The sequence below is a fragment of the Streptomyces sp. NPDC002838 genome, from assembly GCF_040295365.1.
Classification (GTDB): Bacteria; Actinomycetota; Actinomycetes; order Streptomycetales; family Streptomycetaceae; genus Streptomyces.
The window spans coordinates 37,191-63,639 of sequence record NZ_JBEOVF010000042.1; the positions used below are offsets into that span (position 1 = coordinate 37,191).

Genomic DNA, 26,449 nt, shown 5'->3' on the forward strand with positions numbered 1-26,449 from the left:
GAGATGGGTCTCCCGCCGTCCGTTCCCTCGCTCACCACTGCGCCGTTCCGCCGTCGACGCTGATCAGCGTGCCCGTGATGCCCGCACCGGCGTCGCTCGCGAGCAGCGAGGCGACCCCCGCGATCTGCTCCACGGTGGTGATCTGCTTGGTGGCGGCGTGCTCGGCGAAGCGGCCCAGCCACTCCTCGTACGAGATGCCCTCGGCCTCGGCCGCGGCGGGGCCCGCGGCCCGCATCAGGTCGGTGTCGACGGCGCCGGGGCAGATGGCGTTGCAGGTGATGCCCTGGGTGCCGTACTCGAAGGCGGTCGCCTTGGTCAGGCCGTGGATGGCGTGCTTGTTGGTGATGTAGTGGCTGATCGCCGGCTTGTTGGCCTGCTTGCCCTCGACGGAGGAGATGTTGATGACGCGCCCCCAACCGCCCGCGAGCATGTTCGGCAGGGCCCGGCGGGTGCCGTAGAAGTAGGCGTTGAGGTTCAGGTTGAGAGCGTTGTGCCAAGCCTCGTCGCTGAGCTCGTGGACGGGGGCGAAGCCCGAGGTGCCGCCGACGTTGTTGACCCAGATGTCGAGACGACCGAAACGCTCCGCGGCGAAGTCCGCCAGCCCCTCGATGTCCTCCTGGCTGTTCGCGTCGCAGTGGTGGAAGACGGCCCGGTCCCCGGCGCCCATCTCCTCCAGGGCCTGCTTGCCCTTGAGCTCCGAACGGCCGCTGATCACGACCGTCGCGCCGTCGGCCAGAAAGGCCTCGGCGATGGCGCGGCCGATGCTGCGCGTGCTGCCCGTGATCACCGCGACACGTCCGTCGAGGCTGCCCGTAGCCACCATGCTGTTCTCCTGCGAGTTCTGAGAGTTCGTCATCTGGACGCTTCGTCCAGGAGGCGGTGGATGGTGCGGTGGAAATGCTGGAGTCCGGGCTCGTTGCGTCCGAAGACGAAGTCGGTCCCCGCGAGGGCCTTGAGTCCCCGCTGCACTCCGTAGGTGGTCGCGTAGTCCTCGTCGCGGACCACCTCGTAGAACCACTCGCCGAACTGGTCGGCGGCGTGCCGCTCCTCCTCGGTGACGGCCGGCTCGCGCAGCAGGATGATCTGCTGGGTCACCGATTCGGTGGCCGTTCGGGGGATGACGATGGAGACAGCGATCTTGTTGCGCCAGGTGCCGGCGATGGCCAGGCCGGGGAAGAGCCAGTAGATGGCTCCGACCACGTCGCCGGGGTCACGCTTGTCCGGCGGCAGGTCCACCACGTCGGCGACGGGCCGCAGGGCGGCGCCGAGGCGCTGGTGGGGGCCCCAGGTGTCGTGGGCCATCATGTTGGAGAAGTTCGTCTCGAAGACCGTCTTCGTATGCAGCGAGGCGAAGTGGTAGGTCTCCAGGTACCCGTCGAGGGTGACCTTCCAGTTGGGGCTGGTCAGCTCGCGGGTGCCGTAGTGGTGGCAGTCCGCGAAGCGGAGCCCCTCCAGCAGTGGCTGCAGATCGCCCAGCCAGGCGTCCAGGTCGTGCTCGGCTGAGGGGTCCAGTGATACGAAGACGATGCCGGCGCGCTCACCCACGGGGAGCTGTACCAGGCTGCGCTTCTCGCGCGGTACGTCACCGAAGGTCTTCTCGGCGTACACGCCGCGCAGTTCGCCCGAAAGGTCGTACGACCAGGCGTGGTACGGGCAGGTGATGCGCTTCGCCACGCCGCAGCCCGGCTCGACGAGTTCGGCGCCACGGTGCCGGCAGGCGTTGATCATCGCGTGCACGACGCCCTTGCGGTCCCGGGTGATCAGGATCGGCATGCCGAGCACGTCCAGCGCTTTGTAGGTGCCGGGTCCGGGAAGCTCGCACGACATGGCGAGGGGGAGCGGAACGCTCCGGTGGACGGCATCCATCTCCCGCAGCCAGCGGTCGGCGTCGAGGTAGTTGTCGACGGGTTCCGTCCACTGCTCCTCGGCCTCATGGGTCGTGTTGTTGCGATAGTGCTCGATGACACGCTCGGCGAGCTCGGCCGCGTCCTGCCGCATGGCCGCGCTCGCGGCATCGGTGGCGTGGTTCTGGCCGATCCATGAGTGGTATTCCGGGGCGGGCGGCGGCAGGGGACGCTCGTCGCCTGCCGCTCGGATCTCCGGTGAATTGATCTGGACCACGATGTCCTCAATCCTCCCAGCCGCGAGCTGGTGAAGGGTTCTGGTGCTACAGCTCCGCTGCGCTCGCCACAACAACAGGAGTTAGTGTTGTGTGTCAATAGAAAGTGCAGAAGTCGGCTGCACGACATTCCGCAGGTCATCTTCGCTATCTGCTGCGAGGGTAACCCTGACCCGACTCGATCTTTCTAGGGATCGGCTCCAGCTGCGGGAGTGCGGTGAGTGATGGCCCGACGGAAGGTGGTCCGGTGACCCATGACGCGCCCGATCCGGCCAGGGCCGCCCTGGGGGCGGCGATGACGCAACCCTTCGAGGCCGGTGTCGTGGTGCGCGACCTGGAACTGATGGAGCGCTTCTATCGCGAGGCGCTCGGCTGCGTTCCGGTGCACCGGTCGCGCATCCCCCAGTCGATCGGCGGCCCTGCCGGGCTGGGCGGGCCGCTTCTGGTCGTATGGCTCCAGGTGCCCGTCGGGGCGGCCTCCGGGACGTCCTCCGGGGGGCGGATCAAGCTGGTACGGCCTCGGGCGAGTGCCGTACCCGCACCCGCCCCGCCGGCCGTGCCGCTGACCGCCCACCGCGGCTTGTCCTATCTCACGTTCCACCTGGAGGACATCGCGCCGGTCGTCGCCGTACTGCCGGCTGCCGGCGCTCGGCCGCTGTCATCCCCGGTCGTCGTGGCGGCGCGGGGTCGACGGATCAGCTTCTGGGCGGATCCGGAGGGCAATGTCGTCGAGCTGGCGGACGGGCGGGGCGGCGATCCGGAGGCCGATCGAGCCCGGCCCGTAGTAATTTGAGAACCTCTTCAGTAAGGTGCCCCTGCTGGTTACTGTAGACCGGCACAACAAAGTCCGATCGATTGAAAACCTCGCTCGGGGCGAAGGGGCGGACGATGGTTCAAAAGGCACCGCAGAAGTCGGCCGCGAAGGTCACACGCCAGGCAGCAGCGAAGGTCACGCATCAGACATCAGCGCAGGTCATACGTGACTTGCACGAGCGCATGGTGCGCATCCGGCTGTTCGAGACCGAGGCGGGCAAACTCATGGAGGCCGGCAAGCTGCCGGGCTTCCTGCACCTGTACGTCGGCCAGGAAGCCGTGGCCGCGGGGGTGATGGCGGCCCTTCGCGACGACGACCAGATCACCTCCACCCACCGCGGACACGGCCACGCCGTCGCCAAGGGCGTCAGCTTCAGGCACATGTACGCCGAGCTGTACGGCCGGGTCACCGGAGCCTGCCTGGGACGCGGCGGCAGCATGCACATCAACGACCTCAGCCTCGGCATGCTCGGCGCGAACGGCATCGTCGGCGCCGGCATCCCGATCGCCGTCGGCGCCGCGTTCGCCGCCCAGTACAAGGGCGAGGACAGCGTCGCCGTCTCCTTCTTCGGCGACGGCGCCACCAACATCGGCACCTTCCACGAGGCCGCCAACATGGCCGCCGTACTGCGCCTGCCGGTGCTGTTCATCTGCGAGAACAACGGCTACGCCGAGTTCACCCCCCAGTCGAAGCACATGCTGATCACCGACGTCGCCGACCGGGCGGCGTCGTACGGCATGCCCAGCGTGATCGTCGACGGCATGGACGCGGCCGCCGTCCACCACGCCGCCGCCGAGGCGGTCGCACGCGCCCGGTCCGGCGAGGGCCCGATGATGATCGAGGCCAAGACCTACCGCTTCTACGACCACCAAGGCGTCAAGGGACTGCGCCATCCCTACCGCTCGGACGCGGAGGTCGAGGAGTGGAAGGCCCGCGACCCGATCGACCTGCTGGAGGCCCGCGTCGTCGCGGACGGCACCGTCACCCGCGCGGAGCTGGACGACACCTGGCAGCGCACCCGGGACGAGATCGCCGACGCCATCGCGTACGCCGAGGCCAGCCCGCTGCCCGACACCGCCGACCTCCTGCTCAACGTCTACTCGGGGTGACCACCATGACCACCATCACCGAAGCACCCGCCGCCGCCCCGGACGCCACGGCCCGCAAACTCACTTACGTCAAGGCCTTCAACGAAGGACTGGCGCAGGCCATGCGCGAGGACGAGAACGTCTTCGTCGCCGGCGAGGACGTGGCCGGTTACGGCGGCGTCTTCCGCATGTTCGACAACCTGCTCGACGAGTTCGGCCCGCGCCGCATGATCGACACACCGATCTCCGAGGCCGCCCTGGTCGGCCTCGGCGTGGGGGCCGCGGCCCGGGGGCTGCGCCCCGTCGTCGATCTGATGTTCATGGACTTCATCGGCGTCTGCCTGGACCAGATCGTCAACCAGGCCGCCAAGATGAAGTACATGTTCGGCGGCGCCCTCTCGGTGCCGCTCACCATCACGACCGCCTCGGGCGCCGGTCTGGGCGCCGCCGCCCAGCACAGCCAGAGCCTGGAGGCCTGGCTCGCGCATGTGCCCGGCCTCAAGGTCGTCATGCCGTGCGACGCGTACACCGCCAAGGGCCTGACCGTCTCGGCGATCCGGGACGACAATCCGGTCGTCGTCATGCTCAACAAGGTCCTGCTGGGCAGCAAGGGCGAGGTGCCCGAGCCGATCTACGGCATCCCGCTCGGCCAGGCCCACACCGCGCGCCAGGGCTCCGACGTCACCGTCATCGCGCTGGGCCGCATGGTGGGCGAGGCGCTCGCGGCGGCCGACGAACTCGCCGCCGAGGGCGTCGAGATCGAGGTGATCGACCCCCGCACCGTCCAGCCCCTGGACACCGAGACCATGATCGCCTCCGTACGCCGTACCAACCGGGTCCTCGTGGTGCACGAGGCCGTCACCTTCGGCGGGCTCGGCGGGGAGATCGCCGCCCAGATCCAGGACGCGGCCTTCGACTACCTGGACGCGCCGGTCCTGCGCATCGGCGCCCCCTTCTCCCCCGTGCCGTTCTCCCCGGTGCTGGAGAAGGCCTACGTACCCGATCGCGCCCGCATCGCCCAGGGATGCCGCCGACTCCTGGAAAGGTCGTGACGAAGTGGCGGTCGAGGTTCTGCTGCCGAAGATCGGCCTGACGATGCAGGAGGGCACGATCGACGAGTGGCTGGTGCCCACCGGCACCGCCGTCTCCGAAGGTGACGCGCTGCTGCGGCTGGCCACCGACAAGGTCGACGTCGACGTCGAGGCGGAGGCCGGTGGAGTGTTCCACCCCGTCGTCCCGGCCGGGGCCACCGTCCCGGCGGGGGCGCTCATCGGCTGGCTGCTGGCCGACGGCGAGCAGCCACCGGGCCCGGCGGGTACGCCGATGCCGGCCGGGCCCGGGTCGAACGGCGCACCGGCGCCGGAGGCCGCAGGCGCCCTGGTGCCCGCGCCCGGGGGTGCCTCGCCCGCGGGGTCCTCTTCTCACGGGCCGGCGGGCCTCCATGGCACCGGTGGTCATGACAGCGCCACCGGCCTCAATGTCCCGGCGGCTCCTACCGGCGCCGGGGGGCGGCTCCTGGCCTCCCCGAACGCCCGGCGGGTGGCGGCCGAGGCCGGCGTGGACATCACCGCCGTACGCGGCACAGGGCCCGGAGGCCGGATCGTCTCCGAGGACGTGGAGGACTTCCTCGCCGCCACTGCCGCCGCTGCCGCCGCGCCGGTGGCACCGGCGCCCTCCGTCGTGCCCGGCGATTCCGTCATCCCCGTCTCGCCCCTGGTCCGCCGGCTGGCGAAGGAGCGGGGCATCGACCTCTCGACGGTACGGGCCACCGGTGCGGGCGGCCGGATCCGCAGATCCGACCTCGACGCCGTCAACGGCACGTCCGTACCAGCGGCCACCCGCCCCGCCCTCCGCTCGGGCACCGCTCCTCAGGCGGGGGATGTCATCCCGCTCACCGGCATGCGCGGCACCATCGCCCGCCGGATGCACGCCAGCCTCCAGGAGATGGCGCAGCTGACGCATGGCTACGAGGTGCGGATGGACGCGGTCGTGTCCTTGCGGGCCCGGCTCAAGGAGGAATGGGCGGACAGCGACCTGCCGGTGCCCAGCCTCAACGACTTCCTGCTGAAGGCCGCCGCCCTGGCCCTGCGCGAACACCCGCCGCTCAACGCGACGGTGCGGGAGGACGGCATCCATCTGCTCGGCGACATCCACCTCGGATTCGCGGTGGCCGTTCCGGGCGGCCTGATGGTCCCGGTGATCGAGGACGTGGCGGAGCTGCCGCTGCCCGAGATAGCCCGCCGGTCGAGGGCCTTGGCCGAGGCCGCGCGCGCGGGGCGGATCTCCCCGGTCCAGCTGGAAGGGGCCACCTTCACCGTCACCTCGCTGGGCGGATACGGCGTCGACTTCTTCACCCCCGTGATCAACCCCGGCAATGTCGCCATTCTCGGTGTGGGCAGGCTCAGGGACGGTGTCGAATGGGTGGACGAGCGGCCGTCGCGGACGCAGGTACTCACCCTGAGTCTCACCTTCGACCATCGTGCCGTCGACGGGGCACCGGCGGCCGAGTATCTGCGCACGGTCGGTGAGTTGCTGCGCAAGCCTCTCCGGTTGCTGGTCTGATCTCCTGGTGGCGGGGCTATTCGGCCGCCGCCGGGTCGGCGATCCGCTCGGCGAGGCGGCCGACCTCGCGGACGAAGGAGCGGTGTCCGAGCGAGCGGTAGACGTCGTCCCCGCGGACCTGCGAGATCGCCGCGGTCTCCAGCAGCGACAGCAGGCCCAGGGCGACGACCGCCGCCTCCGCGTCGGAGGCCGACTCGCGGGCCTTGCGGATCAGCCGGACCAGTTCCTCCAGCAACTGCGTCCGGCTCTCGTGGCGCAGCGCCTCCGCCTCCTGGCTCATGCCGGCCGAGGAGGTGAAGAACACGGTGGCGGCGGACCGGTGTTCGCCCAGCCAGGCCACCAGCGCGGTGACGGCCGGTCCGACGGGCGAGCCGGGCGCGTGGGCCTCCGTGAGCGCGTGCAGCTCTTCGCGCAGCGCGGTGGCGAACACCCGCATCCCTTCCACCAGGACCTTGTCCTTGGAGGAGAAGTGGTAGTACACCGCTGCCGAGGTCATCTCCGCACGAGCGGCGATGTCGGCCACCGTCACCTCGTCCGGCGACTGGGTGGCGAACAGTTCCGTGGCCGCTTCGATCACCCACTGCTTGCGCGAAGGACGGTGGGCGGCGCGGGCTCCGGATGTCGTCATGGTGTCAAGTATGCCGGGGTCTTCGTCCTCCCACTGCACATACGTAGCAGGAATTATGTCATCGGCCCGGCGGAGTTACTGGATAGCATGGGCAGTGGACAGGGCCCACGGACGCGGGGTCACGGCAGCCGCCAGGGAGCATGATGGCCACCACGCAGAACGGCAAGCAGCCCGCCCACCGACCCTCGCGACGGCAGCACATCATCACCGCCGCCGTACGGGTGTTCGGCCGCAATGGATTCGCGGAGACCAGCATCCAGGACATCGCGGACGAGGCCCAGGTCGTACCCACGGCCGTCTACTACCACTTCGACGGCAAGGAGGAGCTGCTCGAACTCGCCATGCGGCGGGTCTTCGACCAGCTGAACGCGGTGGTGGAGGCGGCCCGGCCGGAGACCGAGCCGGGTAGTGCGGAGGGTCTGCTGCGGGTCATCGACGCGGTGTGGGACTGGGTGGAGCGGAACCCGGAAGAGGCCCGGCTGTACCAGGTGCAGATCGCCTCGGCCAACGGCAACGTCAAGCTGCTGCGGGACGAGTTCGAGCAGCGGCACATCCAGCGGGCGTACGACTACCTGCCGGAGAGCACCACGCGCAGTCCCCGGGCGGCCAAGTCACGGCACGCGGCGCAGGCGCTCGCGGTCCGCACGCTGATCAGTACGACCATCCTGGTCACCGCGCTGCGAGCGGAAGGCGGGCCACTGTCACAGCTGCCCTCCCGGTCCGTGCAGGAGGCGGTCAGGTCGCTGGCGCTGCGGATCGTCGCCGCCGAGCAGAAGCCGACCTCCGCGTCCGCCTGAGAGCCTGAGGCGGTTCACCAGGGCAGGGGCTCGCGTTCGGCGAACAGCCCGCCCGTCGTCCCGTCGCCCTCGGGCAGGGTCGCCAGCCAGACCGGGGTGTCCGCGCCGACCTCCGGACCGCGCGGTGCGGACGGACCGCCCATGCCGCTCCGTGTCCAGCCCGGGTCGGCGGCGTTGACCAGCACGCCGGTGCCCGCCAGTTCGGCCGCGAGCATCCGGGTCAGGGCGTTGAGGGCGGTCTTGGAGATCCGGTAGGCCGGGTGGCGGCCGGAGTCCATCAGCGCGAGCGAACCGTAGGAACTGGTGACGTTGACGACCCGTCCGTAGCCGGCCTCCACCATGCCCGGCACGACCGCTTCCGCCATGCGCCAGGCACCCGTGAGGTTCGTGTCCAGGGTCGTGCGCAGGAGTTCCTCGTCGACGTACGGGGGCCGTAGCTCACCGTCCAGGGACACGCCCGCGTTGTTCACCAGGACGTCGATCCCGCCGGTCAGCTCTCCGGCCTCCCGCACTGCTTCGGCGACGCTCTTCGCGGAGGTCACGTCCAGGGTCAGCGGCAGCGCCGCCGGACCGATGGCGCGGCAGGCCTCCTCGGCCGCCTCGAGTCTTCGTGCCCCCACCAGGACCCGCAGCCCCTGGTCCGCGAGCTGTCGGCAGATCTCCAGGCCGATTCCGCGCGCTCCGCCGGTGACCAGCGCGGTTCTGTTGTCGTGTCGCATGGTGTTCCTGCTTCCTCTCGAACCGTCGGCGCCGATTTCAGACCGTCAGCACCGAGCAGGCGCTGATCCCGGGTGCCCCGTAGACGTGGGTGAAGCCGACCCGGGGAGCGCCGGGGACCTGCGCTCCTGGTGCCCTGCCCTGCAACTGCCGTACGACCTCGTGGAACTGGCGCAGCCCCGAGGCGCCGACGGGTTCGCCGCCGGCCAGGCAGCCGCCGTCGGTGTTGACCGGGACGCGGCCCGTGGGGTCGGTGTCCCCGCCGGCGAGGAGTTCCTCCTGCTCGCCGTGGCCGCACAGTCCGGTCTCCGCCAGGTGGATCAGTTCCGATCCGCTGTCGGTGTCCTGCAACTGGGCGACCTGGACGTCCGCGGGCCGTAGACCCGCGGTGCGGAAGACGGCCTCCGCGGCGTCGACACTCGGGCTGCGGTGCGGTCCCGGCGGCAGCCAGGGCGAGAACACCTCGAACGAGCCGAACCGTCTGGTCCTGAAGGCCAACGAGGCCAGCTTGACCGGCCGCTCGCACAGGTCGAAGGCACGGTCGCCGAGCGCCAGGACCAGGGCCACCGCGCCCTGCCCCGGTGAGCAGAACATGTACTGGGTGAGGGGCGGACTGACCTCGGGGGAGTCGAGGATCTCCTGTTCCGTCAGCTCCTTGCGCCGCCATGCCAGGGGGTGCTGGGAGCCGTTGCGGAAGGCCCGCGCGGCCACCTTCGCCAGCGCCCGCTCGGAGATCCCGTGGTCGTACAGGTACCGCTGGGTCTTCAGGGCGAAGAACTGGGTCGTGAGCATCATGCCGGTCTCGGCGTACCAGTCGGGCAGTCCGTAGCGGGCCGCGGAGACGTTGAAGGCGCCCCGCTCGTGCTTGTCGAAGCCCACGGCCAGGCCGAGCGAGGCCTCGCCCGCGCGCAGTGCGTTGGCCACGGCGAGCACCGTCGAGGCACCGGTCGCGCAGCCGTTCTGCACGTTGACGAACGGCACACCGGTCAGGCCCAGACGGCCCACCAGCGTGTCGGGCTTGCCGGACACGTCGGAGCCGCCGGCCGCGTACCCGATGTCCTCCCATGCCGTGCCGGCGTCGGCCAGGGCCTCGCGTACCGCCCGCTCGGCCATGTCCATCCCGGTGACGGTCTCGTCGCGGCCGAAGGGATGCATGCCGCAGCCGACGACATAGACCTCGTCGGACCTCGCCCTGGTCATCGGTCCTCTTCCGGGTCCGGGCCGAACGCGAAGGTCAGCACGTCGGTTCCGTCCTCGTCCTGGTACGCGGGCACTGTGGTGAGCCGGACCGGAAGCCCGATCCGTATCTCTGTGCGGTGAACCTCCAGTCGTGCCTCGACCAGCACCTCGCCGAGGTCGACATAGCCCACGTGGTACGGCTGGTAGCCCCCGGTCGGCGGCCGGTACGGCGACTTGGGGCGGAACGCCTGCAGCGTCCACGACCACACCCGCCCGCTCACCGGCAGCACGTGCGCGGACATGGCTCCGTCCGAGCACTTGGGGCACGAGTCCTGCCTGGGGAAGACCACGGTGGCGCACCCGGAGCAGCGTGCACCGGTGAGGCGTGGTGGATGCGCGCTCTCGAACAGGCCCTCGTCGATGAGTCTGGTGATCATGCCGTCCTGCCCTTTTCTGCACGGTCGTCGTGCGGTGGTGCTGTGGCCGCGAGGGCAGTCACCAGCCGAGCAACCCGGCCAGTCGTTCCCGGTGGTGCGCGGCGCCGCCCAGCAGGACGGCGTCGGACTGGGCGCGCCGGAAGTACAGGTGCGCGTCGTGCTCCCAGGTGAAGCCCATGCCGCCGTGCAGTTGGACGCACTCGGCGGCGACGAACACGAACGCCTCGCCGCACCATGTCTGCGCCACCGCCGCCGCTTCGGCCAGCGTCTCGGGTGTGTCGGCCGCCCGGACGGCGCGCACCACCGCGGACCGCGCGGCTTCGACCTGGAGCAGCATGTCGGCACAGGTGTGCTTGATCGCCTGGAAACCGCCGATCGCCCTGCCGAACTGGGTGCGCTCCCGTACATGGGCCACCGTCATGTCCAACGCGGCCTGCGCGCCGCCGAGTTGCTCGGCGGCCAGGGCCACCAGGGAAACGTCCAGGGCACGGCTCACGATGTCCGCGCCCTCGCCGCCGGCGGTCAGGGGCCGGGCACGGGCGCCGGAGAAGGAGACCACCGCCTGTCCGCGGCTGAGGTCCAGGGTGGGCACTGGGCGGACCGTGACCCCGGGCTCGCTCGGGTCGGCGAGGAAGAGGTCCAGGCCGTCGGCGCCGATGGCGGCGACGACCAGACGTTCGGCGTCGGCGCCGTCCAGTACGAAGGGGGCGGTGCCGTCGAGCAGCGGGACGCCGCCCCGCCAGGTGACGGCCACCGGCACCGCGTCCGGCCGCCACACCCCGTCGGGCGCGGCCACCGCCAGGGCGTGCACCTTGCCCTCGGCCAGCTCCGCCAGGGCCCGGTCGGCCGTGCCGCAGCCGGCCAGGACCTGCCCGGCCAGCACGGTGGAGGACAGCAGGGGCACCGGCGTCAGGGTCCGGCCCAGCTCCTCGCAGACCGCGGCGATCTCGGCGAGGCCGCCGATGCCTCCGGCCGCCTCGGGCAGACCGAGGGCCGCGAGGCCGATCTGCCGGCCAAGGGTGTCCCACAACTTGGCGTCGATACCCGGAGATCGCTCGGACAGCCGACGTACCGCGGCGGTGCCGCCGGCGTCGGCGCACACCGACCGTACGGTCTCGCGCAGGTCGTCCAGTTCGGCGTCCGACAGGGCCGTGCCGTCGGTCACGGTGCTCGTCATCGTGTGCTCCCGCTGTCGTCGTACCGCTCCCGCACGGCACTGTGCGCCGCCGCCATCCGGGCGACCGGCACGCGGTGCGCGGAGCAGGAGACGTAGTCGAGGCCCAGCTCGTCGCAGAAGGCGATGGACTGCGGGTCTCCGCCGTGCTCGCCGCACACGCCCAGCTTGATGCCGGGGCGTACGCTCCGCGCCCGCTCCACCGCCAGGGCGATCAGCGCGCCGACCCCGTGCGGATCGAGCCGGGCGAACGGGCTGGCCGTCAGGAACCCGCGTTCCTGGTACGAGGCGAGCACCTGACGCTCGACGTCGTCCCGGGAGAATCCGTAGGTGAGCTGGGTGAGGTCGTTGGTGCCGAAGGAGAAGAACTCGGCGTGTTCGGCGAGTTCGCCGGCCAGCAGCGCGGCCCGCGGTGTCTCGATCATCGTGCCGAGCCGGTACGGGACCTCCACGCCGGTGCGGGCGGCGACCGCCTCGGCGGCACCCCGTACGTACGCGGCCGCGGCGGCCAGTTCCTCCGGCAGGCTGACGAGCGGGATCATGACCTCCAGCTCGGGCCGGACTCCGGTGGCAGCCACATCGGCCCAAGCGGTGAAGAGCGCCTCGGCCTGCGCCGGGTAGAGCCGCTCGTGCAGCAGCGCCAGCCGCACCCCGCGCAGCCCGAGCATCGGGTTCGCCTCACGCAGCGCGGCGGCCCGCTGCTCCTCGGCGGCGTCCTGGGCCTGCCCGGCGGCGGGCAGGAACTCGTGCAGCGGGGCGTCCAGCAGGCGTACGGTCACCGGCCGGTCCCCCACCGCGGCCAGCAGGGCCCTGAAGTCCTCGTGCTGGGCCTGTTCCAGTGCCGACAGCGCCTCATCACGGGCAGCGGCGTCGGCGGCCAGGATCACCCGGCGGATCAGCGGCAGCCGGTCGCCGAGGAACTGGTGCTCCGTACGGCACAGCCCCACCCCCTCCGCGCCCAGGGCGACGGCGGTGCTCACCTCCGCGGCGGTGTCGGCGTTGGCCCGCACGCCCAGCCGGCGCATGCCGTCCGCCCACTCCAGGAGGGTGGACAGTTCGGGCGGCGGTCCGGCGACACTGACGCTCAGCGTCCCCGCGTAGACGGCGCCGGTACGGCCGTCCAGCGAGACGGGGTCGCCCTCGCTCAGCAGCCGGTCCCCGATCCGTACGGTGCCGGCGGCCCGGTCGGCGCGCAGTCCCTCGGCGCCGCACACGGCGGGTTTGCCCGCGCCCCGCGCCACCACGGCGGCGTGCGAGGCGATACCGCCGCTGCCGGTCAGTACGGCGACGGCGGCCAGCATGCCGGGCACGTCGGCCGGGGTCGTCTCATGGGCCACGAGCACGACCTGCGTGCCGTCCGCGGCCAGTTCGAGGGAACGTTCGCTCGACAGGACGATCGCGCCGGTCGCCGCCCCCGGGGAGGCGGGCAGTCCCTTCACCAGGAGCTGCTCGCCGCCGGTCAGCCGGAGCTGGGGGTGCAGCAGTTCCTGCACCTGCGCGGGGCTGATCCGCCGTACGGCTTCTTCCCGGTCGAGTGCTCCGTCCCCGGCCAGGTCCGCAGCGAGGCACACCGCCGCACGTAGCGGCGGGCGGCTCTGCGCCGAGGCGGCCAGCAGCGAGATCTCGCCGTCGCGCACCTCGAAGTCGACGGTGACCGGGGCGTGCAGATGACGTTCGAGGGTGAGCAGCGAGTGCTCAAGCAGCGCGGAACTCCCGCCCAGCTTCTCCAGCGGCTCGCCCGTGCGCGGGGGCGGCGCGCTGCGGCGTACGCCCCGGAAAAAGGAGCCCTGCGGCGAGAAACGGCCGCTGTCGGGGTGCCGGCTGACCGCCGTGCCGAAGCCGGAGTGGTCCCATGGCCCGATGCGCACGGCCTGGACATGCAGTGCGATGCCCAGCTCCGCGGGGAGCCGCTGGGCTTTGCGGGATCGCCTGGCCCGGGGTGAGGCCCACCGCCCCAGCACCGCCCGAGCGGCCAGCGCGAGCTGCTCGGCCGGGTCGTCGGGGTACTGCCGCTCGGCATGCCGGGCGACCGTCGCGAGCAGTGCGTCGACGCGGGCCCTGGGATCAGGGGTGTCAAGCGATGCGTCGTCGAGCTCCGGTGCGGGCACGTCAAGGGCGTACTCTGCGATCATTCGGACGGTGGCCGCCCATACCTCGTACAGCACATCGTCGCGGCCGATGACGGCACGGATGCCGTCGGCGTCGGCCGGGGTGATACCGATGCAGGCGAGTTCCGGCGGCAGCCCGGCGACCTCGGTCGACGCGCTCGCCGACAGACGCAGCAGCAGCGGCCGGCTCCGGTCGCCGATCCGCCGTCCCGACAGTTGCTCCACAAGGTCCAGGGCGGCGCGGGCGGTACCCGGCTCGCACAGCGACGCGCCCGAGCCCGCCGGCACCGTCAGTCCGGGCACCACTGGGAGTCCGAGGGCCACCAGCCGGTCCATGGCGATGCCGTGCGTGCCCAGTTCACCGGCGTCCAGCCCTCGGATCCGTCCCTGGCCGTAGGGCACCAGGGCGTGGCTGGGGGTGTGCGTCTGTGCGAGTGTGCCGGAGTGGCGGTCGGTGATGCTCAACCTCGGCTCCTGGTGACCAGTTCCTCTTCGAGCGCCTCGTCCTGCGCCCGGCTGATCCCCAGAACCAGCAGCAGCTCCTGGTGCAGCCGCATCCACACGGTGTGGTACGAGTCGCACAGGGGCGAGGCCAGCCACTCCACCGCGCCGTCGTCGAAGCGGTCGAGGGCCTCCTCCAGGGCCGTGACATAGTGCCCGCTGCCCGACGGCAGCCCGTCCAGCCTGCGCAGTACGGGCTGGATGGCCTCGTGCACATCCTCCAGCGACTCGCGCACCCCGGCGTCGTAGACACTGTCGCTGTGGTCGTTGACCGTGCCGTCGGGACGGCACTGCCAGGCCGTGCACACTTCGCGCAGCGTCCTGTTGATGGGCAGGAAGGCCTCGTAGGCGGCGGTGATCCGCTGCTCCTGTTCGGAACCGGCGGGAACACGCAGGATCCGGGACGCGGCCACCCTGGCGGGCTCGGTCGGCAGCACCATCGGGCCCTTCACCATGGCGAGGCCGGCGTCCACCAGGGGGCGGTGGTCCGACTCGGGCCTGCCGCGCCACATCCCACGCAGAACGAGGTCGACGACGGCTTCGGTGAGGTTCTCGTCGAGAGCGTCCGTCCGGCCCACGGCAGCAGATTGCATCGCCACACCATTTCCCCGGTGCTGTCGCCCGGTCCTCAGTTCTGTGTTGCCCGGAGGTTACGCTCAGGCGGAGGTGTTAGTGAAGAGGTAATCAAGAAACACTTTCCGGACTGCTTGGCGCGGACTGGCTTCTGCCCACCCGTGCACGAGCCTGCGGGGCCAGGAACGCGGCCATCCGCGCCTGCGCCTCGTCGCTCCCCGCCAGGCCGGTGATCAGCCGCGCCTCCTCGTCCAGGTGACGGCTCAGCCCGCCCTCGGCACCGTCACGCAGCAGGCGCTTCGCGGCACACAGCGCCTCACCCGCTCCACCTGCCAGTTCGGCGGCCGTCCGGTACGCACTCTCGTCCACTTCGTCGTCCTCGACGGCCCGGGAGACCAGACCGAGCCGCTCGGCCTCGTCGCCCGTCAGAACCCGGTTGCTGAGGACCAGGTCCGTCGCCAGACGCGGGCCCACCAGGCGCGGCAGGAGCCAGGTGGCTCCGCAGTCCGGGGTGAGCCCCATCGCCGTGTACGCCAGCCGGAAGCGCGCCGACCGTGCGGCCAGGACGATGTCGCCGACCAGGGCCAGACCGATCCCGCCGCCCGCGGCGGCGCCGCGCACGGCCGTGACCAACGGTACGGGCAGCTCGTACAGAGCCCGCACCGCCGTGTGCGCCGCGGTCGCCACGGCGTGCACATAGGCGCCCGTCTCCTCGCCCCGGCCGGCGAAGGCGCGCAGGTCACCGCCCACGCAGAAGGTCGCGCCGGCCGCCCGCAGCAGGACCGCGCCGCCTGGGTCGGCGGTCACCTCGGCGGTCGCGTCGCGCAGCGCCTCGGCCGTCGGGAGGTCCAGGGCGTTGCCTCTTCCGGGATCGTCCAGCCTCAACTCGACGACTCCGTCGGGATGGCGGACGACCCGGACCGGCTTCGTGCTCATGGGGGTCTTCTTCCGTCGTCGAGGGCCGCTCCGGTCGAGCGTTCCTCGGATCAAGCGCTCCTCGGATCCGGCGCCACTCAGCAAGATACTGAAGACGCTGTACAGTTTCTAGAACGCGACGGGCGCCGATGCCCGGAGCCCTTCGGCGGGAGGAACCGTGCCCATCCAGTTCGATGTCGATCCGCCTGTCGCCCGACTCGCCGCGGCCACCGCGGAGTTCGTGCGCGAGGTGGTGATCCCGGCCGAGCGCGAGTGCGGCGGGTCCGTGCACGACGCTCCGGAGCCCCTGCGGGAAACCCTGCAGAAAGGTGCCCGCGAGGCAGGTGTCTTCGCGCCGCATGTGCCGGTGCGGTGGGGCGGGCACGGGCTCGACCTGCGCGGACAGGCGGTGGTGTTCGAGGCCGCCGGGTACTCGCTGCTGGGTCCGCTGGCGCTGAACTGCGCGGCCCCGGACGAGGGCAACATGCATCTGCTGGAGAAGGTGGCCACCGAGGAGCAGAACGAGCGCTATCTGCGCCCGCTCGCCGCAGGCCAGTCCCGCTCCTGCTTCGCGATGACCGAACCGGCTCCGGGAGCGGGCGCCGACCCTCGCTCCCTGCGGACGACGGCGACCCGGGTCCCCGGCGGGTGGCGCATCGACGGGCGCAAGTGGTTCATCAGCGGGGCCAACGGAGCCGCCTTCGCCATCGTCATGGCCCGCACCTCCGGCAACCCGGGCGACCCGGGCGGCGCCACCATGTTCCTGGTCGACGCCGACACCCCCGGCATGCGCATCGTCCGGGACATCGAGACCCTGGACGAGGGGCTCTTCGCCGGGCACAGCGAGATCGTCTTCGAGGAGTGCGTGGTCGGCGAGGAGCAGGTGCTCGGCGCGGTCGACCGCGGCTTCGAGAACGCCCAGGTCCGGCTGGGCCCGGCTCGTATGACGCACTGCATGCGCTGGCTGGGAGCCGCCCGTCGCGCCCAGGACGTCGCACTGGAGCGGGCGGGCAGCCGGACGGCGTTCGGCTCCGTGCTGGGAGACCTCGGCATGGTGCAGCAGATGCTGGCCGACTCCGAGATCGACATCGAGGCGAGCCGCGCCCTGATCCTGCGCACCGCCTGGGAGCTGGACACGGGCTCGGCCGCCGCCTCGCAGCTCACGTCGGTGTCCAAGACCTTCGTGGCGGAGGCGGTGAACCGGGTGGTCGACCGGGCGGTGCAGATCTGCGGAGCGCTCGGCATCTCGGCCGCCGACGCCCCGCTGGCGCGTCTGCTGCGGGAGGTGCGGCCGTTCCGGATCTACGACGGCCCGTCGGAGACGCACCGGTTCGCCATCGCGCGCCGCGCGGTGAAGCCGTACCGGCAGCCCCGCCCGGAGGCCGCTTCCGGCGCGTGACAGCATCGGTTCCCGCACGGCCTCCCTCGTGGGAGGCCCTGTCGGAACTGTTCTCGGAAGGCGAGGCGGCGTGAGCGACCGCGATCCGGGCTGGAAGAGCCTGCCCAGCGCCGTCGTCGCGGATCTGGTCGAGGCGGAGCCGCTTTCCGGAGGGGCGGTCAACGACGTCTGGAGGCTGACCCTCACCGACGGGACCGTCTCGGCGCGGGTGGCGGAGCTGCTGTCCGGCCGTGGCACGGCTGCACACGGTAGGGGGACCGGTTCGGCCGGCACACCGACGGATGGCTCAGCCTCCTCCGCCAGGCAGGCCCCTGCTGAATGTGCGCGAACTCCTCAGTGTGGTCGCCCACTTCGGCCCGACGGACGACGACGTGGCGCAGATCCACGAGGTCGTCCGGGCGTTTCCTGACCACACGGGTGCGACCGCGGCCCGATGCGTGTCCTTCCCGGGGTATTGACGCGCCCCTCACCCGCTGTCATTGGTGGCCGCCCGGATCGCCGGCGGACCGCGTCTGGTCGTCCTCGACGACGACCCGACCGGCACCCAGACCGTCGCCGATGTTCCGGTCCTCACCTCCTGGACCGTCGACGACCTGCGCTGGGCACTGCGCCAGGACGGCGGCGCCTTCCTCGTACTCACCAACACCCGCAGCCTCTCCCCCGAGGACGCCGCGGTCCGCAACCGGGACGTGGTGCGGGCGCTGCACGAAGCCTCCACCGCCGAGGGCACCGGCTATGTGCTGGCCAGTCGCGGCGACTCGACGCTGCGCGGCCACTTCCCCCTGGAGACCGACGTCCTGGCCCGGGAGCTCGCCGCCGTGGGGGCCGGTGCCCCGGACGGTGTGGTGCTCGTCCCCGCGTACATCGAGGCGGGACGGATCACGATCGACTCGTACCACTGGATGCGTACGCCGGACGGCGGACTGCTGCCGGTCGGCGAGAGCGAGTTCGCACGCAACGCGACGTTCGGCTACCGCAGCTCCGCGCTGCCCGACTCCGGGACATCACCAGGCCACGGGCAGCTCCCGCACCCCGTGGATCGCGCGCCCCTCGAACGCGTACTGGACCAGGGTCAGGTCGGGGCGGTGTTCGTCGAGGATTACGGGTTCACTCTCCGCCGCGCTTGACCGAGTCGCCCTCGAACAGGGCCGTGTCGTCCGGCCTGGCGTCCTCCGGCTTGACCTCCTCGAGGTCCAGCCGGCTGCTCTGCCCGTAGAAGGCCACCGGGTTGCGCCACATGACCTGGTCGACGGTGTCGTCGTCGAAGCCCGCGGCGAGCATCGCGTCCGCGGTCGTGCGGGTCTTGAGGGGGTCGCTGCGGCCCCAGTCGGCGGCCGAGTTGACGAGCATCCGCTCGGTGCCGTGCTCCTTGAGGATCCGCACCACGCGGTCCTCGGTCAGCTTGATGTCCGGGTAGACGGAGAAGCCCATCCAGCAGCCGCTGTCGGCGACCATGGCCACGGTGAGTTCGTTGAGATGGTCGACGAGGACATGCTCGGGCGGGATGCCGGACTCGCGGACCACGTCAAGCGTGCGGCGGGTGCCGACCGCCTTGTCGCGGTGCGGGGTGTGCACCAGCACCGGCAGCTCGTGCTCGACGGCGAGTTCCAGCTGGCGCGCCAGCGCCTCGTCCTCCTCGGGGGTCATGGAGTCGTAGCCGATCTCGCCGACGGCCACCACCCGGTCCTTGGCCAGGTAGCGCGGCAGTACGTCCAGCACGCCTGCGCAGCGCGGGTCGTTGGCCTCCTTCGGGTTGAGGGCGATGGTGCAGCGGTGCTGGATGCCGAACTGAGCGGCGCGGTACGGCTCCCAGCCGAGCAGCGCGTCGAAGTAGTCGGTGAAGCTGTCCACCGAGGTGCGCGGCTGGCCGAGCCAGAACGACGGTTCGACCACCGCCCGTACGCCGGCCGCGTACATCGCCTCGTAGTCGTCGGTGGTGCGTGAGGTCATGTGGATGTGGGGGTCGAAGATGCGCATCACGCGGCTCCTGCGGGGGCGGGGGCGGAGTAGGCGGCGAGGGCCCGTGCGGCGGCGGCGCGGCGGTCGGGCACGGGTGAGTGGGCTTCCGCGGGCAGCCCGGAGGCCTCCAGCGTGCCGGGGTGGGCGCGGACGACCGGCCACACGTCGGCGGGGACGTCACGGCCGGCGGCGACCCGCTCGTGGGCGAAGTCGGCCAGCATGCGGGCGAGTTCGCAGTCGGCGCGCTCCGGCAGGCCCGCGACCCGGTCGAGGGGGATGCCGCAGAAGACGCACTTCAGTACGGCGCGCCGGTATCCGTCGTAGTCCAGGTGGCGTGCGGCGTACGGGCCGAGGGCCGCCTCGGTCAGGTCCGTGTCGTTGCCCCGCAGCGCCGCGCGCACGAGGGGCACTCCGAGGTCGGCGAACGAGGCGTCCGCGTCCTCCAGCAGGGCCAGCGACCGCAGCACCGCGCGCTGCTCGGCGGCGTCGCCGTACCGGTGGAGGGCGGTGATCTCGTCGGCGAGCGCTGCTCCGCGCAGCGGCAGGGCGGCGAGCAGCCGGGCGCGGGCGGCGTCCGCCACGGTCCAGCCGTCGACGAGTGGTCCGCGCCCGCAGCGCCGGCCGACGGCCGGGAAGACGGGACGCACGGCTGCCGGGTCCTGGCCGACGCGGGCGACGGCATCGGCCAGCCAGCGCTGTGCCTCGGGGGTGAGATGCCGGTCGAGGGCGGCATGGATGCGTGGGTCCAACGCGCATACCTCCTGTTCGGGATGCGCGTACGGCGGCGGCCGTACGGGGGTGGGGGTTGGCGGTACTCGCCGGAGTCGGGATGCAGGAACGTTTCCGCGTCAGAACGGCTCGGCGGCCAGGACGGGCGGGAAGTCGATCTCGCCCGCACCGACTTCGAGGTGCTCGTGCACACCGCGCTTCATGTCCTCGATCTGCACGTTCACCAGACGCGGCGCCGCCGGCCCGACACAGTCGAGCACAGGCAGCGGCTCGGGCTCGAACCCCAGGGCCACGCCGTGCTCTCGGGCGAGGCCCAGGACTTCCGCACAGCCCGCGGCGGCGAGCCCGCATGCGGTGGCCAGCGCGGTGCGGCGGGCCACGCGTCCGGAGGGCAGGGGCGTTCGGGGCGCTCCACCGCGTCGACGGTCGCGTCCGCGTAGTCGCTGAGCGCCATACCCGCCCAGTAGAGGGCTACGGACGACGCCATCGTGGCGATGACGGGGCCGGGATGTCCCGACACGGGAGTCGTTCGGGCCGTGCATGATCGGACCCTACGCCCAACATTTTAATCTTCAGATACCTCACCGCCCTCATTCGCGTGAAGAAACCGTGTGTCCGGCGTGCCGAACGAACAAGGGCCGGCGGCCGACCCGTGCATGGTTCCGAGAGGCGTTCCGCAGGCATTCACGGCCTCATCATGTCCAGGCGGTTGAACCCGTCCGCAGCCGAACTAGCGTCAGGGATCGCCCCAACCCCACACGAGTGAGGTGTCGATGTCCTCAAGGCATGTCCTCGCCGGCCTGGCGCTGGCCCCGGTGTTCACGCTGTCCGCCCTTCCGGCGACCGCTCATGCGACGACGTACGACGGCCTTGGCATGCCGCCCCGGAAGGCCCACTTCGATCTGCAGGCCCACCGCGGCGGCATCGGCATGACAACCGAGGAGTCCCTTGAGGGATTCGGCAAGGCGATGCGGCTCGGGGTGTCCACCCTGGAGCTGGACACCCAGATCACCAAGGACGAGAAGGTGGTCGTCACCCACGACCGGCAGGTCAGCGCCCAGAAGTGCCGTGACACGGCACCGGTCACGCCGGGCGACCCGATGTACCCGTACGTCGGAAAGTACATCAAGGATCTGACGCTGGCTCAGGTCAAGACCATGGACTGCGGTTACCAGCAGCTGCCCGGTTTCCCCGAGCAGGAGGTGATCAAGGGTTTCCGGATGGTCGAGCTGAAGGACGTCCTGAACCTGGTGAAGAACTACCGCGCCAAGCAGGTGAAACTGAACGTCGAGACGAAGGTCGAGGCGGGCGCGCCCGAACAGACCGCCCCGCGCGAGCTGTTCGTACGCCGGGTCTACGAGGAGATCCGCGCGTCGGGCATCGAGGACCAGGTCACCATCCAGTCCTTCGACTGGGGCGCGTTGAAGGCGATGCACAAGCTGGCCCCCAAGTGGCCGCTGGTCGCCCTCACGAACTACGACTTCCTGCAGGTGGGCAAGGACGGCGCCTCCCCGTGGCTCGGTGGGATCGACGCCGACGACCACGGCGGCGACTTCGTCAAGGCGGCCGCCACCGTCCCCGGCGTCAGGGCCCTCTCCCCCAACTACGGATTCCCGCAGAGCGGCAAGGTCGGCGATCCCGGCTTCCGCTTCTACCCCGACCGGAAGATGATCTCCGAGGCACACGCCAGGGGCCTGAAGGTCATCCCGTGGACCTGCGACGATCCGGCCACCGTCGAGGCGCTCATGGACATGGGCGTCGACGGCATCATCACCAACTATCCCGACCGCGTCCGGCAGATCATGGCCGACCGCGGCATGCGCCTGCCCAAGCCCTATCACCCCCGCTGACACCGGCGACGCAACGGTGTGCGGCGTGCGGTGCCAGGCCACGCCGACGTGTCCGTGCCATGAGCATGCGAGCGAGGCGTACGCCGACCGCGTCGAACCGGCGAGTGCTACCGGCTTCCCCGTCCGCGTTCAGCCGGAGGCGTCGGTGAGCATGCGCCAGCCGGGCGTGTAGTTGCCGTGCAGCACGAGTGACGCGGCACCGACCGCGCCGACGGTTTCACCGATGACGCTCTGCTCGATGGCGATGGGGCGGATGGCGCGGGCGACGGACGTGCTGTTGACGGCCGCGTCGATCTCCTCGCACAGCAGGGGCTCGATACCCCGCAGCGCCTCGCCGCCGAGGACGACGCGGCTTACGTCGAGCAGGCTGACGGCGCCCCGGACGGCCTGGCCGATGCGGCGGGCGGCGTGGCGTACGACGTCACGGGCCTCCGGGTCGCCGCTGCGGGCGGCCCGCCGCAGGCGTCTCCAGTCCTCGTGGCGGGCCTCGGGCGTGCAGCTCAGGCCGATGCGGTCGGCCACGGTCCGTCCGTGGCGGCGCAGCAGGTCGTCGATGATCGCGGCCGGGCTGCAGTACGGGCCGAGGCAGCTCGTGCCGCCGCAGTGGCAGACGCGGTCGCCCGGTTCGACGGCCATGTGGCCGAACTCCCCGGCATTGCCCGAATCACCGTGCAGCACGGTGTTGTTGAGGACGATGCCGGCGCCGACGCCGGTGCCCAGGTAGACGAACAGGAAGCTGCCCGCCCTGGTCTCGCCGCCGATCCAGCGTTCGCCGATGGCGGCGGCGGTGGCGTCGTTGTCCAGCGCGACCGGCATCTCGGTGGCCTCGGCGAACATCTTCGTGAGCGGCACGCGGTCCCAGCCGGGCAGATTCGGCGGGAAGACGACGGCGCCGGTCGAACCGTCGATCGGACCGGGCGCGGCGACGCCCAGGCCCAGCAGCCGGTCGGGGTCCACGGCGGACCGGTCGACGAGCCGCAGGGCGGCGCGGGCCACCCGGTCCACGACGTCGGCGGGCTCATTCGGCATGGTGAGCCGGAGCCGACGGGTCATGACCGCCTCGCCGGCCAGGTCGACCAGGACGATGACGGCCGCGTCGGGGTCGAGGTGCACACCGAGCGCGTAGGCGCCGTCGGGACGGGGTGACAGGAGGGTGCGGCGCTTGCCGCCGTTGGAGGGGGCGTGGCCGGACTCCCTCACCAGGCCGGCGTCGAGGAGCTTGCGGACGACGTTCGAGACGGTCTGGTTGGTCAGGCCGGTGAGCGCGGCCAGTTCGACCCGGCTCACCGGGCCCCTGGTCCGGATGGCGTCCAGCACAACAGCCTGGTTGTAGCCGCCCACCCGCGGCAGGTTGGTCCCACCGAGCATCGTCACCTGTCGGTCACCTACCGCACCTCATGCCTTCCGCTGTCGCCCGGTTCTTCCCCGGTCACCGGCGCCGGCACCGACGTGGCCGGGGGCGCGGCGCCGGGATCGAACGGCGGTTCGTGACCAAAGTCTACACATCAGAAGCGTTGACTTAATCCATCAATTGGATTTAGCTGGCGCACCAAGCCGGGCCGAACAGGCCAGGTCGCGCGGGGTGGCGCCGAGTGGAGCGCCTCGTCCGAGCTGCCCGCGGCCCGCAAATTCGTCGCGGCTTTCCCTCAGGTTTCGCATTCCGGAGGAACCACTGTGCGTTCGAGACTCATCGCTGCCGCAGCCCTCACCGCCGCCACCGCCCTCGTCGCCACCGGCTGCGGTTCGGGCTCCTCAGGGAGCTCCGCCAAGTCGATCAAGGTCGTCTACTGGCAGAACCTGGACAGCACCAACAAACTCCAGGCCACCTTCCTCGCCTCGATGGTGAAGCAGTTCACCCAGGCCAACCCGGGCACCAAGGTGACCCTCGTCCCGGTCACCGCCTCCGAGAACGACTACTACACCAAGATCCAGCTCATGATGCGGTCCCCCGCGACCGCCCCCGACCTGGTCTACGAGGACACCGCGCTGATCAACTCCGACATCGCGAGCGGCTACCTCAAGCCCCTCGACACCTACCTCGCCAAGTGGGCCGACTGGTCGAAGTTCGCCTCCGCCGCCAAGGGCGCGGTACGCGGCGCCTCGGACGGCAAGACGTACGGCGTCCCGGACAACACCGACACCCGCGGGATCTGGTACAACAAGCAGCTCTTCGAGAAGGCCGGAATACCCGTGCCCTGGCAGCCGAAGACGTGGGACGACGTCCTCGGCGCCGCCCGGAAGATCAAGGCCGAGCTGCCCGACGTCACTCCGCTGAACCTCTACACCGGCACGGCGGGCGGCGAGGCCTCCTCCATGCAGGGCTTCGAGATGCTGCTGTACGGCACTCCGGCCGGCGACAAGTCCCTCTACGACGCGAGCCAGAAGAAGTGGGTCGTGGGCAGCAAGGCCTTCAAGGACTCGCTGAACTTCGTCCACACCGTCTACAGCCAGGGCCTCGGCCCGGCCAAGGACCAGGCACTCGGCGCCAACTTCGGCACCACCGTCGGCACGGAGCTGATCCCCCAGGGCAAGCTCGCGATGGACATCGACGGCTCCTGGATGCCCAACAACTGGGGCCCGAACAGTGCCAAGCCGTGGAGCGACTGGAAGACCGTGATCGGCACCGCCGCGATGCCCACCCAGAACGGCCAGGCGCCCGGCAGGACCAGCATGTCCGGCGGCTGGGCCTGGTCGATCCCGGCCAAGGCCAAGAACCCGGACCTGGCGTGGAAGTTCCTCACCACCCTGCAGACGAAGGCCAACTCCGCGGAGTGGAACGCGCGCAACGCCACCATCGCGGTCCGTACGGATGTCGCCACCGACCCGGCGTATCTGAACGCCGTACCGACCAACAAGTTCTTCACGGAACTGGTGGCCGACACCCACTACCGGCCCGGCCTGCCCGCCTACAACCAGGTCTCGACCGCGATCCAGAAGGCCATGGAGTCGGTGACCACGGGCCAGGCGTCCGTCGACGAGGCCGCCGCCACGTACGACAGCGATGTGAAGGCCGCCGTGGGCGGTGACAAGACCGTCAAGGGCACCTCATGACCGCGCTGACCTCGGCGCCCCGCAAGGCCGGTGACCAGCGTCGGCCGGGCGGGGCGCCGCCCGCCGCCGTACGGTCCCTGATGCGCGGCCTGCCGGTGCTGCCGTCGCTGGTGCTGCTGGCCGTGTTCCTGGCCGGGCCGATCGCGTACTGCGTGTACTACGCGTTCACCGACATGCAGCTCACCGGTGCGATGGGCACGCGCTTCGTGGGGCTGGACAACTTCACCCGGGCCTTCGGGGACGCCGACTTCCTCAACGCCGTATGGCTGACCCTGGCGTTCGTGCTCGGCTCCGCCGTCATCGGCCAGAACACCCTCGGGCTGGCACTGGCCGTGCTGATGGAGAAGGCCACCAAGCCGGTGCGGGCGCTCACGAACGGTGCCGTCATCGCCGCGTGGGTGCTGCCCGAGGTGGTCGCCGGCTATCTGATGTACGCGTTCTTCTACGACCAGGGCTCGCTCAACTCGATCCTGGACGCCCTTCACTTGCCGGGGCAGAACTGGCTCTACACCATGCCGATCCTGGCGGTGTGCCTGGCCAACGTCTGGCGGGGCACGGCGTTTTCGATGATGGTCTTCTCCGCCGCTCTCAACGACGTGCCGCAGGAGCTGGTCGAGGCGGCCGAGATGGACGGGGCCGGCCCCTGGCAGCGGCTGTGGCGGGTGGTGCTGCCGGTCATCCGCCGGTCGATCATGACCAACCTGATGCTGATCACGCTCCAGACGCTCTCCGTCTTCGGTCTGATCTACACCATGACCCGCGGCGGACCGGGCAACAAGAGCGAGACCCTGCCGATCTTCATGTACCAGCAGGCCTTCCAGAACAGCCTGATCGGCTACGGCACCGCCATCGCCCTGGTCCTGCTGGTGGTCGGCGCCCTGTTCTCCGTCGTGTACATCCGGCTGCTCAAACTGGAGGACGACTGATGGCCGTGCTCGCGTCCCCACGTACCGCGTCCGACCGACGGAGCACGACCACCGCACCGCCGGTCTCGCGGCGGCGCCGCTCGCTTCCCGGCCGTATCGCGGTCAACGCCGTCCTGCTGGCGGTGTCGCTGATGTACGTCCTGCCGCTGCTGTGGATGCTGCTGGCCTCGGTCAGCGACACCAACAGCTTCCGGCTGACGTGGCCGTCGGCGCTCACGCTCGACAACTTCGACGCGATCCTCAACGTCGACACCACCTACCGTCCGCTGCTCAACAGCCTGCTGCTGTGCGGCTTCGCGACGGCGGTGACGGTGGTGGTGTCGGTGCTGGCCGCCTATCCGCTGTCCCGGTACCGCTCCCGGCTGCGCCGGCCGTTCCTGTACACGATCCTGTTCTCCACCGGCCTGCCCATCACCGCCGTGATGATCCCGGTCTACAGCATGTTCGTGCAGGTGAACCTCATCGACTCGATGCCCGGTACGACGCTGTTCCTGGCGGCCTCCGCGCTGCCGTTCGGGATCTGGCTGATGAAGAGCTTCATGGACAGTGTGCCGATCGTGCTGGAGGAGGCCGCCCGGATCGACGGCGCGAACACCCTTCAGGTGCTGTGGCGAGTCATCCTGCCGCTGATGCGATCGGGCGTCACCGTGGTCACCATCTTCACCTTCATCGGCATGTGGGGAAACTTCTTCGTCCCCTTCATCCTGCTGCTGTCCCCGGAGAAACTCCCGGCGTCCGTCAGCGTGTTCACCTTCCTCAGCGCGCACGACCAGACCCAGTACGGGCAGCTGTCGGCGTTCTCGATCCTGTACTCCCTGCCCGTCGTGATGCTCTACCTGCTGCTGTCCCGCAGGCTCGGCGGCGGCTTCGCGCTCGGCGGCGCGCTCAAGGGCTGACCCCCCACACCCTCGGAGAAGACATCC

At 70.9% G+C, this 26,449-nt stretch carries 26 protein-coding genes; 12 read left to right on the forward strand and 14 right to left on the reverse strand.

Annotation, left to right across the window (positions count from 1 at the left end; translation table 11 throughout):
- Window positions 1-31 precede the first annotated feature (31 nt).
- Together ABT063_RS38085 and ABT063_RS38090 are read right to left on the reverse strand one after the other, a co-directional pair.
- Entirely contained in the window at window positions 32-856 is an 825-nt protein-coding gene (locus ABT063_RS38085) for an SDR family NAD(P)-dependent oxidoreductase (RefSeq protein WP_351065063.1), read from the reverse strand.
- Window positions 853-2,121, reverse strand: a complete 1,269-nt coding sequence (locus ABT063_RS38090) for an aromatic ring-hydroxylating oxygenase subunit alpha (protein ID WP_351065064.1) — start codon at window positions 2,119-2,121, stop codon at window positions 853-855. Before ABT063_RS38090 ends, ABT063_RS38085 begins: the two co-directional genes overlap by 4 nt.
- Window positions 2,122-2,366: 245 nt before the next feature.
- On the opposite strand from ABT063_RS38090, the gene ABT063_RS38095 reads away from it, so the two are divergent.
- The 4 genes from ABT063_RS38095 (at window position 2,367) to ABT063_RS38110 (ending at window position 6,583) form a co-directional block, all read left to right on the forward strand.
- Window positions 2,367-2,912 (forward strand): VOC family protein, encoded by a 546-nt coding sequence (locus ABT063_RS38095; protein WP_351065066.1) that lies wholly within the window; start codon window positions 2,367-2,369, stop codon window positions 2,910-2,912.
- Between the two features lie 191 nt (window positions 2,913-3,103).
- Window positions 3,104-4,042 (forward strand): thiamine pyrophosphate-dependent dehydrogenase E1 component subunit alpha, encoded by a 939-nt coding sequence (locus ABT063_RS38100; protein WP_351065068.1) that lies wholly within the window; start codon window positions 3,104-3,106, stop codon window positions 4,040-4,042.
- Window positions 4,043-4,047: 5 nt separating this feature from the next.
- Window positions 4,048-5,073 carry an alpha-ketoacid dehydrogenase subunit beta gene (locus tag ABT063_RS38105; protein ID WP_351065070.1) on the forward strand — a complete coding sequence of 342 codons (1,026 nt, stop codon included), beginning with the start codon at window positions 4,048-4,050 and terminating at the stop codon, window positions 5,071-5,073.
- A gap of 4 nt (window positions 5,074-5,077) precedes the next feature.
- A complete protein-coding gene (locus ABT063_RS38110) occupies window positions 5,078-6,583 on the forward strand; it encodes a dihydrolipoamide acetyltransferase family protein (protein ID WP_351065071.1) in 1,506 nt (501 codons plus the stop codon).
- 16 nt (window positions 6,584-6,599) lie between these two features.
- Here ABT063_RS38110 and ABT063_RS38115 read toward each other — a convergent pair whose 3' ends face one another.
- Window positions 6,600-7,211 carry a TetR/AcrR family transcriptional regulator gene (locus ABT063_RS38115; RefSeq protein ID WP_351065073.1) on the reverse strand — a complete coding sequence of 204 codons (612 nt, stop codon included), beginning with the start codon at window positions 7,209-7,211 and terminating at the stop codon, window positions 6,600-6,602.
- A gap of 143 nt (window positions 7,212-7,354) precedes the next feature.
- On the opposite strand from ABT063_RS38115, the gene ABT063_RS38120 reads away from it, so the two are divergent.
- A complete protein-coding gene (locus ABT063_RS38120; protein ID WP_351065075.1) occupies window positions 7,355-8,008 on the forward strand; it encodes a TetR/AcrR family transcriptional regulator in 654 nt (217 codons plus the stop codon).
- Window positions 8,009-8,022: 14 nt separating this feature from the next.
- On the opposite strand, the gene ABT063_RS38125 is transcribed toward ABT063_RS38120, so the two are convergent.
- The 7 genes from ABT063_RS38125 to ABT063_RS38155 all read right to left on the reverse strand — a co-directional run bounded on the left by ABT063_RS38125 (window position 8,023) and on the right by ABT063_RS38155 (window position 15,633).
- Entirely contained in the window at window positions 8,023-8,727 is a 705-nt protein-coding gene (locus ABT063_RS38125; protein WP_351065077.1) for an SDR family NAD(P)-dependent oxidoreductase, read from the reverse strand.
- A gap of 37 nt (window positions 8,728-8,764) precedes the next feature.
- Entirely contained in the window at window positions 8,765-9,925 is a 1,161-nt protein-coding gene (locus tag ABT063_RS38130) for a thiolase family protein (RefSeq protein ID WP_351065079.1), read from the reverse strand.
- A complete protein-coding gene (locus tag ABT063_RS38135) occupies window positions 9,922-10,341 on the reverse strand; it encodes a Zn-ribbon domain-containing OB-fold protein (RefSeq protein WP_351065081.1) in 420 nt (139 codons plus the stop codon). Before ABT063_RS38135 ends, ABT063_RS38130 begins: the two co-directional genes overlap by 4 nt.
- A 58-nt stretch (window positions 10,342-10,399) precedes the next feature.
- Window positions 10,400-11,518: an acyl-CoA dehydrogenase family protein gene (locus ABT063_RS38140; protein WP_351065082.1), complete on the reverse strand. Its 1,119-nt coding sequence runs from the start codon at window positions 11,516-11,518 to the stop codon at window positions 10,400-10,402.
- A complete protein-coding gene (locus ABT063_RS38145) occupies window positions 11,515-14,088 on the reverse strand; it encodes a putative PEP-binding protein (RefSeq protein ID WP_351065084.1) in 2,574 nt (857 codons plus the stop codon). Before ABT063_RS38145 ends, ABT063_RS38140 begins: the two co-directional genes overlap by 4 nt.
- Complete coding sequence (locus ABT063_RS38150) at window positions 14,085-14,717, reverse strand: hypothetical protein (RefSeq protein ID WP_351065085.1); 633 nt, start codon at window positions 14,715-14,717, stop codon at window positions 14,085-14,087. The genes ABT063_RS38145 and ABT063_RS38150 overlap by 4 nt, the downstream gene beginning before the upstream one ends.
- A gap of 91 nt (window positions 14,718-14,808) precedes the next feature.
- Complete coding sequence (locus ABT063_RS38155) at window positions 14,809-15,633, reverse strand: enoyl-CoA hydratase/isomerase family protein (RefSeq protein WP_351065087.1); 825 nt, start codon at window positions 15,631-15,633, stop codon at window positions 14,809-14,811.
- A gap of 157 nt (window positions 15,634-15,790) precedes the next feature.
- Here ABT063_RS38155 and ABT063_RS38160 point away from each other — a divergent pair, with 157 nt between their 5' ends.
- The 3 genes from ABT063_RS38160 to ABT063_RS38170 all read left to right on the forward strand — a co-directional run bounded on the left by ABT063_RS38160 (window position 15,791) and on the right by ABT063_RS38170 (window position 18,138).
- Window positions 15,791-17,011: an acyl-CoA dehydrogenase family protein gene (locus tag ABT063_RS38160; protein WP_351065088.1), complete on the forward strand. Its 1,221-nt coding sequence runs from the start codon at window positions 15,791-15,793 to the stop codon at window positions 17,009-17,011.
- Window positions 17,012-17,331: 320 nt separating this feature from the next.
- Window positions 17,332-17,469, forward strand: coding sequence for a hypothetical protein (locus ABT063_RS38165; protein WP_351065090.1), 138 nt, complete (start codon window positions 17,332-17,334; stop codon window positions 17,467-17,469).
- Window positions 17,470-17,493: 24 nt separating this feature from the next.
- Window positions 17,494-18,138 (forward strand): four-carbon acid sugar kinase family protein, encoded by a 645-nt coding sequence (locus ABT063_RS38170; RefSeq protein ID WP_351065091.1) that lies wholly within the window; start codon window positions 17,494-17,496, stop codon window positions 18,136-18,138.
- On the opposite strand, the gene ABT063_RS38175 is transcribed toward ABT063_RS38170, so the two are convergent.
- The 3 genes from ABT063_RS38175 to ABT063_RS52415 all read right to left on the reverse strand — a co-directional run bounded on the left by ABT063_RS38175 (window position 18,119) and on the right by ABT063_RS52415 (window position 20,079).
- On the reverse strand, window positions 18,119-18,988 hold the full coding sequence (locus tag ABT063_RS38175; protein WP_351065093.1) for a TatD family hydrolase: 870 nt from the start codon (window positions 18,986-18,988) through the stop codon (window positions 18,119-18,121). The two genes, ABT063_RS38170 and ABT063_RS38175, sit on opposite strands and share 20 nt — an antisense overlap.
- A complete protein-coding gene (locus ABT063_RS38180) occupies window positions 18,988-19,719 on the reverse strand; it encodes an EboA domain-containing protein (RefSeq protein ID WP_351065095.1) in 732 nt (243 codons plus the stop codon). Before ABT063_RS38180 ends, ABT063_RS38175 begins: the two co-directional genes overlap by 1 nt.
- Window positions 19,720-19,818: 99 nt before the next feature.
- A complete protein-coding gene (locus ABT063_RS52415) occupies window positions 19,819-20,079 on the reverse strand; it encodes a hypothetical protein (RefSeq protein WP_502990965.1) in 261 nt (86 codons plus the stop codon).
- Window positions 20,080-20,472: 393 nt separating this feature from the next.
- On the opposite strand from ABT063_RS52415, the gene ABT063_RS38195 reads away from it, so the two are divergent.
- Window positions 20,473-21,549 (forward strand): glycerophosphodiester phosphodiesterase family protein, encoded by a 1,077-nt coding sequence (locus ABT063_RS38195; protein ID WP_351065096.1) that lies wholly within the window; start codon window positions 20,473-20,475, stop codon window positions 21,547-21,549.
- Between the two features lie 129 nt (window positions 21,550-21,678).
- Here the strand turns inward: ABT063_RS38195 and ABT063_RS38200 are convergent, their stop codons facing one another.
- Window positions 21,679-22,917: an ROK family transcriptional regulator gene (locus tag ABT063_RS38200; RefSeq protein ID WP_351065143.1), complete on the reverse strand. Its 1,239-nt coding sequence runs from the start codon at window positions 22,915-22,917 to the stop codon at window positions 21,679-21,681.
- Between the two features lie 306 nt (window positions 22,918-23,223).
- Between ABT063_RS38200 and ABT063_RS38205 the strand changes: the two genes are divergently transcribed.
- The 3 genes from ABT063_RS38205 to ABT063_RS38215 are packed head-to-tail and all read left to right on the forward strand — an operon-like array spanning window position 23,224 to window position 26,422.
- A complete protein-coding gene (locus ABT063_RS38205; protein ID WP_351065098.1) occupies window positions 23,224-24,600 on the forward strand; it encodes an extracellular solute-binding protein in 1,377 nt (458 codons plus the stop codon).
- Window positions 24,597-25,526, forward strand: a complete 930-nt coding sequence (locus ABT063_RS38210) for a carbohydrate ABC transporter permease (protein WP_351065100.1) — start codon at window positions 24,597-24,599, stop codon at window positions 25,524-25,526. Before ABT063_RS38205 ends, ABT063_RS38210 begins: the two co-directional genes overlap by 4 nt.
- Complete coding sequence (locus tag ABT063_RS38215; protein WP_351065101.1) at window positions 25,526-26,422, forward strand: carbohydrate ABC transporter permease; 897 nt, start codon at window positions 25,526-25,528, stop codon at window positions 26,420-26,422. Before ABT063_RS38210 ends, ABT063_RS38215 begins: the two co-directional genes overlap by 1 nt.
- The last annotated feature ends 27 nt before the right edge of the window (window positions 26,423-26,449 follow it).

Coding starts and splice junctions, on each gene's coding strand:
- ABT063_RS38210 (WP_351065100.1), top strand. CDS start 24,597: ATGACCGCGCTGACCTCGGCGCCCCGCAAGGCCGGTGACCAGCGTCGG.
- ABT063_RS38130 (WP_351065079.1), bottom strand. CDS start 9,925: ATGACCAGGGCGAGGTCCGACGAGGTCTATGTCGTCGGCTGCGGCATG.
- ABT063_RS38195 (WP_351065096.1), top strand. CDS start 20,473: ATGTCCTCAAGGCATGTCCTCGCCGGCCTGGCGCTGGCCCCGGTGTTC.
- ABT063_RS38150 (WP_351065085.1), bottom strand. CDS start 14,717: ATGCAATCTGCTGCCGTGGGCCGGACGGACGCTCTCGACGAGAACCTC.
- ABT063_RS38140 (WP_351065082.1), bottom strand. CDS start 11,518: ATGACGAGCACCGTGACCGACGGCACGGCCCTGTCGGACGCCGAACTG.
- ABT063_RS38125 (WP_351065077.1), bottom strand. CDS start 8,727: ATGCGACACGACAACAGAACCGCGCTGGTCACCGGCGGAGCGCGCGGA.
- ABT063_RS38120 (WP_351065075.1), top strand. CDS start 7,355: ATGGCCACCACGCAGAACGGCAAGCAGCCCGCCCACCGACCCTCGCGA.
- ABT063_RS38135 (WP_351065081.1), bottom strand. CDS start 10,341: ATGATCACCAGACTCATCGACGAGGGCCTGTTCGAGAGCGCGCATCCA.
- ABT063_RS38200 (WP_351065143.1), bottom strand. CDS start 22,917: ATGCTCGGTGGGACCAACCTGCCGCGGGTGGGCGGCTACAACCAGGCT.
- ABT063_RS38215 (WP_351065101.1), top strand. CDS start 25,526: ATGGCCGTGCTCGCGTCCCCACGTACCGCGTCCGACCGACGGAGCACG.
- ABT063_RS38115 (WP_351065073.1), bottom strand. CDS start 7,211: ATGACGACATCCGGAGCCCGCGCCGCCCACCGTCCTTCGCGCAAGCAG.
- ABT063_RS38085 (WP_351065063.1), bottom strand. CDS start 856: ATGACGAACTCTCAGAACTCGCAGGAGAACAGCATGGTGGCTACGGGC.
- ABT063_RS38155 (WP_351065087.1), bottom strand. CDS start 15,633: ATGAGCACGAAGCCGGTCCGGGTCGTCCGCCATCCCGACGGAGTCGTC.
- ABT063_RS38175 (WP_351065093.1), bottom strand. CDS start 18,988: ATGCGCATCTTCGACCCCCACATCCACATGACCTCACGCACCACCGAC.
- ABT063_RS38105 (WP_351065070.1), top strand. CDS start 4,048: ATGACCACCATCACCGAAGCACCCGCCGCCGCCCCGGACGCCACGGCC.